This window comes from Enterobacter sp. 237C8 (assembly GCF_034106865.1).
GTDB classification, from domain to species: Bacteria; Pseudomonadota; Gammaproteobacteria; order Enterobacterales; family Enterobacteriaceae; genus Enterobacter; species Enterobacter asburiae_B.
On sequence record NZ_JAWNDF010000001.1, the window covers coordinates 344,241 to 357,484 of the forward strand.

The following is a 13,244-nucleotide window of genomic DNA, read 5'->3' on the forward strand; positions in this document are numbered from 1 at the left end:
GGTGGCGTCAGGTGCGGCCTGATGCCCTCATCCCGGCCCTCTCCCACAGGGAGAGGGGGAAAACCCAAAGGAGCTAACGGTGACGCAAGTACCCCTTCCAGAATACAGCCGCAATATGCGGCTGATTGGCCATAGCGATCAGGGCGGTCGCCCGGACGGCGTGCAGCTGATGGTCCATCGCGGTTTCGCCTATATCGGCCATATGGTGTCGCAGGGATTTTCGATTGTCGACGTGCGCGACCCGAAAAACCCGAAAGCGGCGGGCTACGTGCCCGCGCCGCCCGGCACCTGGAACGTGCATCTGCAGGCGCATGACGACCTGCTGCTGGTGATTAACGCCCGGGATCTGTTTGCCGATGCCCGCTTTGCCGACGAGAAGGTCTACTACACCCGCCAGGTGGGGGAGACCGTCAGCGACGTGCAGGACAAAGGCTGGAGCGCCGGGCTGCGGGTGTTTGATATCTCCACGCCCGACAGGCCGCGCGAAATCGGCTTTCTGTCGCTGAGCGGCATCGGCATCCACCGCATCTGGTACGTCGGCGGCCGCTGGGCGTATGTGTCAGCGCTGATCGACGGCTTTACCGACTACATTTTCCTGACCATCGATCTGGCGGACCCGCGTAAGCCTGAAGTGGCGGGGCGCTGGTGGCTGCCGGGGATGAACCAGGCCGAAGGGGAGAAGCCGAACTGGCCGGAAGGGAAACGCTACGCGCTGCATCACGCGATTATCGCGGGCGATACCGCCTACGGCAGCTGGCGCGACGGCGGCCTGACGCTGCTGGACGTGAAGGACCGCACCCGGCCGAAGCTGATTAGCCACCGCAACTGGAGTCCGCCGTTTGGCGGCGGGACGCACACCGCGCTGCCGCTGCCGGACCGCGATTTACTGGTGGTGCTGGACGAAGCGGTGCTGGATAACCAGGAGGACGGCGAAAAGCTGATCTGGCTGTTTGATATCCGCGAGCCGTCGAACCCGGTCAGCATCTCGACCTTCCCGCAGCCGGATGAAACCGACTACGTGGCGAAAGGGGCGCATTTTGGCCCGCATAACCTGCACGAGAACCGGCCGGGGAGCTTTGTCAGCTCGACGCTGATTTTTGCGACCTATCAGAACGCGGGGGTGCGTGCATATGACATTTCCAATCCGTATCGACCGGTGGAAACCGGTGCGCTGGTGCCCGCCGCGCCGGAGAGAATGATGGACACGCGGCCAAATCGCCCGCAGGTGATCCAGTCGTGCGACGTGTTTGTGGATGCGCAGGGGATAATTTACAGCACGGATTATAACGGCGGGCTGTCGGTGATTGAGTATCTGGGATGAGTGCGGTTTGATGCCCTCACCCCGGCCCTCTCCCACAGGGAGAGGGAGAAAACCAAATGTAATCAGCTGTACTGACGCACCCGTGCCACCAGATCTTCGGCGCTGTCGATGCGGTCGGCAATGACTATCAGCGCTTTACCGAGCGTTATCGCGTGGCGCAGGCACTCGTGGCGCATCGCCTCGTCCTGGATGGTGTCGATATCCGCGACGTGGGAAAGCCCGACGCTGCGGCGAATGAGCTCGGTGCCGCAGAAGCCGATGGCGTCATGCCAGACCTTTTTCAGGAACGCGGAGGCATAGCCCGGCGCGCCGAGCGCGGCGTCGCGCGTTTTCTCGTTTGCCAGCGCCTGGAAGCGTTCCGCGAAGGTGTTCCACAGCTCCTGAATATCGGTCAGGCGCTGCTCGCGCGCGGCGGCGGCATCGCGAATGCCCAGGTGCCCCGGCAGGCCGCAGAAGTTCAGCAGCAGGTTGCCGATGGCGGTACCGACGTCAAAGCCAATCGGGCCAAAGTAGCCGAACTCGGCGTCGATGGCCTTCAGGCTGCCGTCGGCCACAAAAATCGAGCCGCTGTGAATATCGCCGTGCAGGAGCGCTTCGGCGTGCGAGAAGAAGCGGTGCTTCAGGGAAGCTACGGCAATTTTAAGCTGCGCGTCGTCGCGCAGGGCCGCGACGTCATTTTCCAGCTCGGCCGGATAGCTGTTGCGTTCGTGGATCTGGTACGGATCGTTGAAGAACAGATCTTCGGTGATCTCGCACATCTCCGGGTTGATGAATTTCGCTACCTGCGCTTTTTTCGCGTGCGGGTGCAGGTAGAAATCGCTGGTGTGGAACAGCGCGTGCGCGAGGTATTCGCCCAGCTGACGGGCCGCCTGCGGGTAGTAATTGTTTTTAATCAGCTCGCCGCGCCAGATGCGATGGCTGGAGAGATCTTCCATCACCATCACCGCCAGCTCCGGGTCGAAGTGGTGGATTTTCACGGTGTGCTGCGGGCTGTGCTGGTAGTGCTCGACCAGCGTTTGCGCTTCAAGGCGGGCGCGGTCCAGCGTCAGCGGCCAGGACTCGCCGACGCAGCGGACGTAGGGCAGCGCCTGCTTAACGACGATGCGGCTCACGCCCGCGCCGTCGAAAACTTTAAAGACCAGATTGAGGTTGCCGTCGCCTACTTCCTGCGCCTCTACCAGCGATGAAGGATCGTCAAGTCCGCCAAACTGCCTGGCATACTCCACGGCGTCCTGAGCGGTAAAGGTACGGTATTGCGACATGGCCTGCTCCTCACGAGTTTTCTAATTAAGACATGTAGACGTCTATACATCTGGATTTCATCCTGACACAATGTGCTACAACAACGCAACAGGGAATTAACGACATGCAGACATTACAGACGACCAGCCTGCGGGTGGCGGATAATCAGCTCTTTATTCTCGATCAGCAGGCGCTTCCGCAGGAGAAACGCTGGCTGGATGCCTCGACGGTAGAGGCGCTGGTCGGGCATATCCACACCCTGCGCGTGCGCGGCGCGCCGCTGATTGGTCTCTCTGCAAGCCTGCTGCTGGCGCTGCTGGCGGAAAACGGCAAAAGCCGCGACGAGCTGGCGTCGGCGCTGGAAACCCTGCGCGCCTCCCGCCCGACGGCGGTGAACCTGATGAACAATCTCGATCGCATGAAGCTCGCCCTGTGGCAGGAAGATTTTGTACCGGCGCTGGTCGCGGAAGCGCTGCGCCTGATTGACGAAGACAAACGTCTTTGCGACGCGATCGCCAAAGCCGGCAGCGCGCTGGTGAAGCCCGGCAGCCGTCTGCTGACCCACTGCAACACCGGCGGGCTGGCAACGGCGGGCGTCGGTACCGCGCTGGGCGTGATTGCCCGCGCGCATCAGGAGGGTAACGTCAGCAGCGTCTGGGTGGATGAAACCCGTCCGCTGCTGCAGGGCGGCAGATTGACCGCGTGGGAGCTTGGCGAGCTGGGCGTGCCGTACCAGCTGATTACCGATTCCATGGCCGCCAGCCTGATGGCAAAAGGGGAAGTGGACGCCGTGTGGGTGGGCGCAGACCGCATTGCCGCCAACGGCGATGTGGCGAACAAGATCGGCACCTATTCTCTGGCGGTGCTGGCGAAATTCCACGGCATTCCGTTCTACGTGGCCGCCCCGCAAACGACCCTCGATCCGGACTGCCCGAACGGGGATGCGATCCCCATTGAGCAGCGCGCCGCCAGCGAGGTGACGGGCGTGGCCGGAAGCTTTGGCGCGGTGCAGTGGGCGCCGGAAAACGCGCAGGTCTATAACCCGGCGTTTGACGTTACGCCTGCCTCGCTGATTAGCGGCTGGGTGCTGGACACGGGCGTGGTCACGCCGGAAGCGGTGGCAAACGGGAAATTCGCCTGAGTCCGGCTATCCTTTAAGGGGCTCCCTTAAGAGGACAATATCGTGACGCTCGATCCTGAAACTGACTTAAAACTGGAGCGCGTGGTGGATGCACCGCGCGACCTGCTGTGGCTGTGCTGGACCACGCCGGAACACATCAAAAACTTCTTCATTCCTGCTCCCCATAAGGTGACCGAATGCGATCTCGATCTCCGCGTGGGCGGGAGGTTCAACACCGTGTTTGAGGTGGACGGTCAGCGGATGGATAACCGGGGCGTATTTCTTGAAATCGACCCGGGTAAAAAGCTGGTCTTTACCGACGGCTATACCGAAGGCTGGAAACCGGCCGAAAAGCCGTTTATGACGGCGATCCTGCTGCTGGAAGATGTGGGCGAGGGCAAGACCCGCTACACGGCGATTGCGCGTCATCCGACGAAGGAAATCCGCGAGCAGCATGAGCAGATGGGCTTCCACGAAGGGTGGGGGATTGTGCTGGATCAGCTGGTGGGGTATGTGAAAGGACTGGAGCGTTGAAGCTCGAGCGGCCTGATGCCCTCACCCCGACCCTCTCCCACAGGGAGAGGGAGCAAACACTAAAAACGGCAGCTCTAGCTGCCGTTTTGCTTTTACCTATGCCAACCGTGGATACGCATCCGCGATGGCATCGCCCGTAAACTGCGCCACCCAGCCTTCCGGGTTATCGAAAATGCGGATCGCCGTAAAGTTCGGCTCTGAGCCCATATCAAACCAGTGCGGCGTGCCCGCGGGAACGGAAATCAGGTCGTTTTTCTCGCACAGCACCTGATACACCTCATCACCAATGTGCAGGCAGAACAGCCCCGCGCCTTCCACGAAGAAGCGCACTTCGTCTTCGCCGTGGGTGTGTTCGTTCAGGAACTTCGCGCGCAGCGCCTCTTTCTGCGGGTTGTCGGCGCGCAGGCTGATCACGTCCCAGCTCTGATAGCCTTTTTCCGCCACCAGCTTGTCGATCGCATGCTGATACGCCGCGATCACGGCTTCGGGCGCGGGATCGTGTCCTAAATCGCGATCCGCCGCCCAGCGTTCAAACCGCACGCCTTTGGCGTTGAGCTGTTGGGCGATCTCGGCGGCGTCGGTGCTGTGCCACTGGTGTTGACTGGCGTCTTTATCGGAATAAATGGTCAATGCGCTCATGAAGGGATCTGCTCCGGATTAATCTCGTCAAACTGGTGGACCTGATGGTGATGGCTTGCGCCGTCATCATCACCGCGAATCAGCTGCAGGGTGCGAAAACCTGCCTGTTCAGCCGCGTCCAGCTCCTGATGAATATCGGACAGGAACAGGATCTGCGACGGGGCGATGCCCGTTTGTGCCGCAATGTTCTGATAGGACTGCACCTCGCGCTTGGCGCCGATGTGGGTATCAAAATAGCCGCTGAACAGATGAGTAATATCACCTTCGTCGCTGTAGCCAAATAACAGTTTCTGCGCGGCGACGGAGCCAGAGGAATAAACATAGAGATCAATCCCTTGCGCTTTCCACTTTTCCAGCGCAGGCAGTACGTCCGGGTAGAGGTGGCCGGTAAAGTCGCCGTTCACGTAGCCGTCATGCCAGATGATCCCCTGCAGGGCTTTGAGCGCCGTGGATTTGCGGTCTTCATCCATAAAGGCAAACAGGGCGTCGATAAGCTCGCTGACGCTGGCGTGCGGGTGACCGATTTCATCACGCAGGTTGTCCAGAATGGATTTGACCGGCTCGGCGTACTGCTGCGCGGTCACGAAGGCCGCCAGCCGCTCACGCGCGTAGGGGAACAAAACGTCATGGACAAAACGGATATCGCTGGTGGTCCCTTCAATATCCGTCACAATCGCGCGAATCATACTCTCTCCAGTTGTCGTAAACGCATTTCGCATTCAAATAAGAATTCTAGTCCTTCCAGATGACGGCGGGCCTCGGCCACGTCGCGTCCCCAGCAGGTTAAGCCATGACCGCGCAGAAGAAAACCATAATTAAGCGGGCGTTCCTGTGCGTAATGGGCGATTCGGGAGGCGAGGGCGTCAATATCCTGGTCGTTATCAAAGACCGGGATAGCCACCGTATCCAGATGCGTGGTCTGCCCGGTGAGGGATTTTTGCATCTCAAAGCCGCTGATGTTGAGCTCGGCTTCTTTGACCAGACGCGACAGCACCGTGGCGTTGACGGTATGAACGTGCAGGACGGCGTTGGCTTCCGGGAACAGGCGATAAATCAGCGTGTGAAGACCGGTTTCCGCCGACGGCCTGCGGCCAGACGGCGCGCGGTTGGTGGCGATTTCAACCTGCAGAAAATCCGCCGTTGTCAGGCTGCCTTTGTCTTTGCCGGATTCGCTGAGCCAGCAGAGGCGCTCGTCCTGACGCACCGACATGTTGCCGCCGGTGGCGGGTGCCCAGCCTTTGGCGCCAATCCAGCGGCAGGCGTCGACAAGATGTGTGAGTTGCAGGTTGTCTGTCATTTCCTTTTACCCTCGCGGCCAGGAATATTCATATGGTTTAGACGTCTAAGCGTCTTGATTGCCAAAGACTAACATCGTGTTATAGTGGCAGCAACATAAGTATTACAAGCAGGCACGACACAATGAGCAATAACGCATTGATTCCTAAGAGTAAACTTCCCAATCTCGGTACTACCATCTTTACGCAGATGAGCGCTCTGGCGCAGCAGCACAACGCCATTAACCTTTCTCAGGGATTCCCGGATTTCGACGGCCCGACCTATCTGCAGGAGCGCCTGGCGTACCACGTGGCGCAGGGGGCGAATCAGTATGCGCCGATGACGGGTGTGCAGGCGCTGCGGGAAGCCATTGCGGATAAAACGGCGGAGCTGTACGGCCATAAGCCCGATGCGAACAGCGACATTACGGTGACGGCAGGGGCGACCGAAGCGCTCTATGCGGCCATCACCGCGCTGGTGCGTACGGGCGATGAAGTCATCTGCTTTGATCCGAGCTACGACAGCTATGCGCCTGCAGTTGAACTCTCCGGCGGCGTGGTGAAACGCGTGGCGCTTCAGCCGCCGCATTTTCGCCCTGACTGGCAGGCGTTTGCTGCGCTGCTGAGCGACAAAACCCGCCTGGTGATCCTGAATACCCCGCACAACCCTTCTGCGACGGTGTGGCAAAAGGCCGATTTCGCCGCGCTGTGGCAGGCGATTGCGGAACGTGAAATTTACGTGCTGAGCGATGAAGTCTACGAGCACATCTGCTTTGCAGAAGAAGGACACGCCAGCGTGCTGGCCCATCCGCAGCTTCGCGAGCGTGCTATCGCCGTCTCGTCATTCGGTAAGACTTACCATATGACCGGCTGGAAAGTGGGCTACTGCGTCGCACCGGCGGCTATCAGCGCCGAGCTGCGCAAGGTGCACCAGTACCTGACCTTTGCCGTGAACACGCCGGCTCAGCTGGCGCTGGCGGATATGCTGCACGCCGAGCCGGAGCACTATCGCGAGCTGCCGCACTTCTATCGTGAACGTCGGGATCTGTTTGTGACGGCGCTCAGCAAAAGTCGTCTGGAAATTTTGCCCTCAGAAGGGACCTATTTCCTGCTCGCCGACTACAGCGCGATATCGGATCTGGACGACGTGAGTTTCTGCCAGTGGCTGACGAAAGAGGTGGGCGTGGCCGCCATTCCGCTGTCTGTATTCTGCGCCGATCCCTTCCCGCATAAGCTGATTCGTCTTTGCTTTGCGAAGCAGGAATCGACGCTGCTGGCGGCGGCAGAGCGCCTGAACACGCTCTGATTATTTCACCGTCCAGGCTTCTGAGTAACGACGGTCTGCAAACAGCTCCAGCAGACCGTTGATTTGCTTGAGGCGCAAGACTTCATCGCCGTCCATTCCCAGCTCCTTGCTTATTCTCTCGTCATTCCAGCCAAGCTGCACCAGCTCGCGAACGATCTCCGACATAGCGTTAATCTGGTGTCGACCCCGCGCCCGGTTGTGACGAATAGTGGCAGCCATACGGTCATGTTTATCCTGTCGGTCCTGGCGCAGGAGGGTAACAGGAAGATAACCCTTGAGCTGGTGCTTCAGTGCCGCCCGATTTTTACCGATTTCATGGCGATGAAAACCATCCACAATTTCGTAATGTTGCGGTTCACTTTCTGTCACAACGATAGGTTGGGTGAATCCATCGAGTTCCAGCGACTTACTGAGCAGCCGTTTTTCTGGCGGGGCAACATTATTGGGGTTGTAGTCGTTAGCGGTAATAGCGTCCTGTCTGATCCAGAGGACGCAGTCTATCGGTTGCGCACGAAACGGACTGTGTTTATGGATCGCTTCACGAAAAGCATTTATGGCGTTAATGCGTTCCTCTTCGGGAAGTGACTGAAGGTACGTTTCCATCTCGTTGATTAGTTTTTGTCGCATAATATGCCCCACTCCTTGCGTTTCGCCTTCACTCTGTCGCTGTAGCGCTGATAATGTTTGGGTTTATTTGGGCTGAACGATAGCGCCCTGCACCAGTAGTCGTTATTCAGGAGAACCTTACAAATACGGCGCCATGAGGGAACATCTTTGGCACCGATATCACCGTCCTGCGTATCGGGAATCTCCTCTGTGCCTCTCTTCTGATACCAGTGCAGATAAATGGCGATTTTATTGCGGTAATGCTCAGCCGTATTTTGCGGCATGCTGTCGAGGAGCAGCATGGCATATTCGCGCCAGCACAGGTGTTCGGGTTTCAGAATTTTTCGGTGACCATAAAAATGGTTATCGTGTCCGGCGTACATCCCCCCGCTGCGCGCACCGCTCACGCGCTCACACATGGCCGCCCAGCGATCGGGCTCAACAACGTGGTAGAGCCATAATCCCTGGCGCTGTTCCGGACCAAAGGGTTCACAAATCCGCATGTAGCGTAGCGGCACGCCGGCCTGAAACATCAGGTCATAGAGTGGGTTATAGCAACACCCTGATTTGGCGAACCAGGTCCATATATCGGCGGTTTTCCAGTCGTAGAGAGGGTAGATATACCAGGCATGTCCTCCCGGTGCGACGGTTGTCCAGGGTTTATCGTCGGCAAAACGCTGTTTACGCGCCGACGCGACAGCCAGAAAACGGTTGTATGACTCATCGGCGCGGATGCCAATCAGTACCGCCGCCGGGCGATTGCGAGAGAACCAGTCGGAGAAACCGCGGACAAAGGTTTCAAACGTCATGCCTGGCTGGTAGAAGGGAAAAAAAGCGGGATCGGTTATCGCATCGTCAGGAGGCTGGCGGACCCATTGTGTGCCGGGTTCCCAGCATTGCCATTCCGGCTGGAATTGCGACAGTGAATTTTGCGTTGTCAGGGGGAGCGCGACCCACCAGAAATGGTCGATGACATCGCTGTACAACTCGCGCATATGTTCCACATGGATAATGGTATGGGAAAACTGCGCTTCCCAGTCGATAAAGAGCACATCTATTTTGATGTTCATCAGTCGCGCCTGCTGGGCAACCAGATGCAGCATGACGGTGGAGTCTTTACCTCCTGAAAAAGAAACACAGATTCTGGGTAAGTTTTCGAGCGTCCATTTTATTCGCTCCCGAGCAGCGGTAAGAACATCCTGGTTTAAAGGGTATTTATAAATTGACATGCTTATTCTCATCCTGAGGAATAAATACCTGACTGTAGCGTCAATACTAATAAGAGGATTATATCAGTCAATAATTAATTGGATATGTAACGGTTATGCCGCGTAATTCTATAACGGTGGTGTATGTTTTAACGGTGTGGTTCCCATTTTGTGCGAGAACCACAGCAATATCTCACGGTAAGGATATTTCTTCAATAAAACTCGCGAATGCCGAGCTATTGAGTGCGGAACGATTGTACATCATGTAAATATCAATGCTGGGGAATTGAATGTCAGTTTCCACTTTTCGCAGGTTGAGGGCTGGCCCATATTGTTCGAAGGCCGGTGCGGGCACTAATCCTATGAGGTCGGACGAACCAATCACCGACAGAAGGGATATAAAAGAGTCGCTGCGATAGACGATATTTCTTTCGGTTAACAGGTTTTCGGCCTTTTCCTGATAGTCTTTGAAGCTGTTTTCATCGTTCAGGTAGGCGGTGAAGTTTTCATTCAGAATCTCTTCACGCGTGGGATTTTCACTGAGACGGGGATGGCCCTCCCGACAAACGAGTACGAAAGGAAGTTTATGGTAGAGGCTACAGGCGACAGAATGATTGTTAGAAGAAGAAAACGAAAATATCAGGTCGGCTCTTCTGTAGGCTAAGAGATCTTCCGCTGAATCAGATGATAGAAAAACATCATGTAATTCAATTGAATAGTTATGGTTTTCCATCAGCAGCTTTATAGGGTCAAGCGTTGCTTTCGTACTCATAAAATGCGGGCAATAAATGACAAAGTTCTTCTTCAACCCGCTGCTGTGCATGATATTGATAGTCTGCTCCAGCTGGTTCAGGTTCTGTTCCAGATGATGATGCAGATTGACGCCGACGGTCGTGGGCGTGATCCCTTTACCGGAACGGATAAACAGAGGATCGTTGAGTTGTCCTCTCAGACGCTGCAGTGACTGGCTCACGGCTGAGGGTGTGATATACAGCGTCTCGGCGGCTTTACTGATACTAAGGTGCTGATAAATGCACTCGAAAATGACTAACAGATTAAGATCGAATTTTTTAAGGTCATACAGGTTTGCCATGTTTCGTCCTGAGGGTACTGCGTTTGCTGTGGTTATCATATAACTGATAACAATAGTTTAAGGCTAACCATTTATAACTCTTTCGGTTAGCTCTCTTAGTTTTAAATTAAATCATCTTAATATATCACAGTGGCAGATTATTGAAATAGCGCTTCAAAAGCGATTGAGATAATTTTATCTTAGGAAAGGGAACAATCATTTTAAATGACAACTGTCATTTATATATTGCGATGGTTTTATAATAAAAATAAATTTATAACGCACCGGAATGATGTTCGACACAACCTATCACAGCCATAGGCAGGAATGCCTCTCTTATGGATTGCTCAATCCCTGCGCGGGTGGTGTAATCAAACGGCTGTTACCGCCTTGATATAAAGGGTTGTAGAGCGCAACGCAACGCCAGTTTCGGCTGGCACTGAATGTACCTGCGGGGAATTCAGGTATCAGGGCCGCCCGTTGAGGCGGCCTTTTTACTTTCAGGCTTTCCTGTAAAAGGTTCACCTTGTTGTCTTGTCGACGTTGTAAGGTTTGGCTGATTGATTTGATAAAGCATACGCATTAGCCCCGATGAATAAAGTTGGTTACCTTACACCTCAACGAAAACACGGAGGAAGTACAGATGTCTTTGATTAACACCAAAATTAAACCTTTCAAAAACCAGGCGTTCAAAAACGGTGAGTTCATCGAAGTTACCGAGAAAGATACCGAAGGTCGCTGGAGCGTCTTCTTCTTCTATCCGGCTGACTTTACCTTCGTTTGCCCGACTGAACTGGGTGACGTTGCAGACCATTACGACGAACTGCAGAAGCTGGGCGTAGACGTTTACTCTGTCTCTACCGATACCCACTTCACCCACAAAGCATGGCACAGCAGCTCCGAAACCATCGCGAAAATCAAATACGCGATGATCGGCGACCCGACTGGCGCCCTGACCCGTAACTTCGACAATATGCGTGAAGATGAAGGCCTGGCTGACCGCGCCACCTTCGTTGTTGACCCGCAGGGCATTATCCAGGCTATCGAAGTTACCGCTGAAGGTATCGGCCGTGATGCTTCTGACCTGCTGCGTAAAGTGAAAGCTGCTCAGTACGTGGCTTCTCACCCAGGCGAAGTATGCCCGGCGAAATGGAAAGAAGGCGAAGCGACGCTGGCTCCATCCTTAGATCTGGTTGGTAAAATCTAAGTTTTGCCCATTCGGCAATCAATGGGCGCACCCGCGCCCATTTCATTCCAGCACCATGATGCAAGTTGCATTCAGGCCGCCCGTATAAGGCAGCTTGCATGATGACGTCTTAAGAGAGGGAAGAACAATGCTCGACACTAACATGAAAACCCAGCTCAAGGCCTACCTTGAGAAACTGACCAAACCCGTTGAGCTGATTGCCACGCTGGACGACAGCGCCAAATCGGCAGAGATCAAGGAACTGCTGGCGGAGATCGCCGAGCTGTCGCCGAAAGTGACCTTCAAAGAAGACAACGCGCTGCCGGTCCGTAAGCCCTCTTTCCTGATTACCAACCCAGGCTCCGACCAGGGACCGCGCTTTGCCGGCTCGCCGCTGGGTCACGAATTTACCTCACTGGTGCTGGCGCTGCTGTGGACCGGTGGTCATCCGTCAAAAGAAGCGCAGGCGCTGCTGGAGCAGATCCGCGATATCGACGGTGATTTCGAATTTGAAACCTATTACTCGCTCTCCTGCCACAACTGCCCGGACGTGGTGCAGGCGCTGAACCTGATGTCGGTTCTGAACCCGCGCATCAAGCACACGGCGATTGACGGCGGTACCTTCCAGAATGAAATCACCGATCGCAACGTGATGGGCGTTCCGGCGGTCTATATGAACGGCAAAGAGTTCGGCCAGGGCCGCATGACGCTGACTGAGATCGTTGCCAAAGTGGATACCGGTGCTGAAAAACGTGCGGCGGAAGAGCTTAACAAACGCGATGCTTACGACGTGCTTATCGTCGGTTCCGGCCCTGCGGGCGCGGCGGCAGCGGTGTACTCCGCGCGTAAAGGTATTCGTACCGGCCTGATGGGTGAACGCTTTGGCGGCCAGGTGCTCGATACCGTGGACATCGAAAACTACATTTCCGTGCCGAAGACCGAAGGCCAGAAGCTTGCGGGGGCGCTGAAGGCGCACGTCAGCGACTACGACGTGGACGTGATTGACAGCCAGAGCGCCAGCAAGCTGGTTCCGGCAGCGGTCGAGGGTGGTTTACACCAGATTGAAACCGCGTCCGGCGCGGTGCTGAAAGCGCGCAGCATTATCATTGCCACCGGCGCGAAATGGCGCAACATGAACGTTCCGGGCGAAGATCGGTACCGTACCAAAGGCGTGACCTACTGTCCGCACTGCGACGGCCCGCTGTTTAAAGGTAAACGCGTGGCGGTGATCGGCGGCGGTAACTCCGGCGTGGAAGCGGCTATCGACCTGGCGGGGATTGTTGAGCACGTTACCCTTCTGGAGTTCGCTCCAGAGATGAAGGCCGACCAGGTTCTGCAGGATAAAGTTCGCAGCCTGAAAAACGTCGACATCGTACTGAACGCGCAGACCACGGAAGTGAAGGGCGACGGCAGCAAAGTGACCGGCCTGGAATACCGCGACCGCGTGAGCGGCGACGTGCACAGCGTTCAGCTGTCAGGGATCTTCGTGCAGATTGGTCTGCTGCCAAATACCACCTGGCTGGAAGGCGCGATTGAGCGCAACCGCATGGGCGAAATCATCATCGATGCGAAATGTGAAACCAGCGTGAAAGGCGTGTTTGCGGCGGGCGACTGCACCACCGTGCCGTACAAACAGATCATTATCGCCACGGGCGAAGGGGCGAAGGCGTCTCTGAGTTCCTTTGACTACCTGATTCGCACCAAAACCGCATAACAGAAGAAAGTAAGGCTACACC

At 56.2% G+C, this 13,244-nt stretch carries 13 protein-coding genes; 6 read left to right on the forward strand and 7 right to left on the reverse strand.

The genetic code is table 11. From position 1 onward, the window contains the following. Window positions 1-79 precede the first annotated feature (79 nt). Window positions 80-1,321, forward strand: a complete 1,242-nt coding sequence (locus USF70_RS01665; RefSeq protein ID WP_033144907.1) for an LVIVD repeat-containing protein — start codon at window positions 80-82, stop codon at window positions 1,319-1,321. 62 nt (window positions 1,322-1,383) lie between these two features. On the opposite strand, the gene mtnK is transcribed toward USF70_RS01665, so the two are convergent. Then, entirely contained in the window at window positions 1,384-2,583 is a 1,200-nt protein-coding gene (mtnK, locus tag USF70_RS01670; RefSeq protein ID WP_248233869.1) for an S-methyl-5-thioribose kinase, read from the reverse strand. Between the two features lie 104 nt (window positions 2,584-2,687). Here mtnK and mtnA point away from each other — a divergent pair, with 104 nt between their 5' ends. Further along, a complete protein-coding gene (gene mtnA / locus USF70_RS01675) occupies window positions 2,688-3,704 on the forward strand; it encodes an S-methyl-5-thioribose-1-phosphate isomerase (RefSeq protein WP_320735221.1) in 1,017 nt (338 codons plus the stop codon). Window positions 3,705-3,746: 42 nt separating this feature from the next. Beyond that, window positions 3,747-4,217: an SRPBCC family protein gene (locus USF70_RS01680; protein WP_032641748.1), complete on the forward strand. Its 471-nt coding sequence runs from the start codon at window positions 3,747-3,749 to the stop codon at window positions 4,215-4,217. A gap of 96 nt (window positions 4,218-4,313) precedes the next feature. Here the strand turns inward: USF70_RS01680 and USF70_RS01685 are convergent, their stop codons facing one another. From USF70_RS01685 to USF70_RS01695, 3 genes are read right to left on the reverse strand one after another with little or no spacing between them, the layout of a single operon-like run. After that, entirely contained in the window at window positions 4,314-4,856 is a 543-nt protein-coding gene (locus USF70_RS01685; RefSeq protein ID WP_023315605.1) for a 1,2-dihydroxy-3-keto-5-methylthiopentene dioxygenase, read from the reverse strand. Then, complete coding sequence (gene mtnC / locus USF70_RS01690) at window positions 4,853-5,542, reverse strand: acireductone synthase (RefSeq protein WP_023334872.1); 690 nt, start codon at window positions 5,540-5,542, stop codon at window positions 4,853-4,855. The genes USF70_RS01685 and mtnC overlap by 4 nt, the downstream gene beginning before the upstream one ends. After that, window positions 5,539-6,153: a methylthioribulose 1-phosphate dehydratase gene (locus USF70_RS01695; RefSeq protein WP_033144913.1), complete on the reverse strand. Its 615-nt coding sequence runs from the start codon at window positions 6,151-6,153 to the stop codon at window positions 5,539-5,541. The genes mtnC and USF70_RS01695 overlap by 4 nt, the downstream gene beginning before the upstream one ends. Window positions 6,154-6,275: 122 nt before the next feature. Between USF70_RS01695 and USF70_RS01700 the strand changes: the two genes are divergently transcribed. Then, window positions 6,276-7,436: a pyridoxal phosphate-dependent aminotransferase gene (locus tag USF70_RS01700; RefSeq protein ID WP_320735222.1), complete on the forward strand. Its 1,161-nt coding sequence runs from the start codon at window positions 6,276-6,278 to the stop codon at window positions 7,434-7,436. Here USF70_RS01700 and USF70_RS01705 read toward each other — a convergent pair whose 3' ends face one another. The 3 genes from USF70_RS01705 to citR form a co-directional block, all read right to left on the reverse strand. After that, window positions 7,437-8,063 carry a ParB/RepB/Spo0J family partition protein gene (locus USF70_RS01705; RefSeq protein WP_320735223.1) on the reverse strand — a complete coding sequence of 209 codons (627 nt, stop codon included), beginning with the start codon at window positions 8,061-8,063 and terminating at the stop codon, window positions 7,437-7,439. Next, window positions 8,048-9,271, reverse strand: coding sequence for a phosphoadenosine phosphosulfate reductase (locus USF70_RS01710; RefSeq protein WP_182072415.1), 1,224 nt, complete (start codon window positions 9,269-9,271; stop codon window positions 8,048-8,050). Before USF70_RS01710 ends, USF70_RS01705 begins: the two co-directional genes overlap by 16 nt. A 172-nt stretch (window positions 9,272-9,443) precedes the next feature. Then, window positions 9,444-10,343 carry a DNA-binding transcriptional repressor CitR gene (citR, locus tag USF70_RS01715; protein ID WP_039261223.1) on the reverse strand — a complete coding sequence of 300 codons (900 nt, stop codon included), beginning with the start codon at window positions 10,341-10,343 and terminating at the stop codon, window positions 9,444-9,446. A 622-nt stretch (window positions 10,344-10,965) separates the two neighbouring features. Between citR and ahpC the strand changes: the two genes are divergently transcribed. After that, on the forward strand, window positions 10,966-11,529 hold the full coding sequence (gene ahpC / locus USF70_RS01720; protein ID WP_008501015.1) for an alkyl hydroperoxide reductase subunit C: 564 nt from the start codon (window positions 10,966-10,968) through the stop codon (window positions 11,527-11,529). 127 nt (window positions 11,530-11,656) lie between these two features. Continuing rightward, complete coding sequence (gene ahpF / locus USF70_RS01725; protein WP_047061336.1) at window positions 11,657-13,222, forward strand: alkyl hydroperoxide reductase subunit F; 1,566 nt, start codon at window positions 11,657-11,659, stop codon at window positions 13,220-13,222. Window positions 13,223-13,244 lie beyond the last annotated feature (22 nt).

Bases quoted from the DNA above. Each gene is read 5' to 3' on its own strand.
- mtnK (WP_248233869.1), bottom strand. From the start codon at position 2,583: ATGTCGCAATACCGTACCTTTACCGCTCAGGACGCCGTGGAGTATGCC.
- mtnA (WP_320735221.1), top strand. From the start codon at position 2,688: ATGCAGACATTACAGACGACCAGCCTGCGGGTGGCGGATAATCAGCTC.
- USF70_RS01685 (WP_023315605.1), bottom strand. From the start codon at position 4,856: ATGAGCGCATTGACCATTTATTCCGATAAAGACGCCAGTCAACACCAG.
- mtnC (WP_023334872.1), bottom strand. From the start codon at position 5,542: ATGATTCGCGCGATTGTGACGGATATTGAAGGGACCACCAGCGATATC.
- USF70_RS01695 (WP_033144913.1), bottom strand. From the start codon at position 6,153: ATGACAGACAACCTGCAACTCACACATCTTGTCGACGCCTGCCGCTGG.
- USF70_RS01700 (WP_320735222.1), top strand. From the start codon at position 6,276: ATGAGCAATAACGCATTGATTCCTAAGAGTAAACTTCCCAATCTCGGT.
- USF70_RS01705 (WP_320735223.1), bottom strand. From the start codon at position 8,063: ATGCGACAAAAACTAATCAACGAGATGGAAACGTACCTTCAGTCACTT.
- USF70_RS01710 (WP_182072415.1), bottom strand. From the start codon at position 9,271: ATGTCAATTTATAAATACCCTTTAAACCAGGATGTTCTTACCGCTGCT.
- citR (WP_039261223.1), bottom strand. From the start codon at position 10,343: ATGGCAAACCTGTATGACCTTAAAAAATTCGATCTTAATCTGTTAGTC.
- ahpC (WP_008501015.1), top strand. From the start codon at position 10,966: ATGTCTTTGATTAACACCAAAATTAAACCTTTCAAAAACCAGGCGTTC.
- ahpF (WP_047061336.1), top strand. From the start codon at position 11,657: ATGCTCGACACTAACATGAAAACCCAGCTCAAGGCCTACCTTGAGAAA.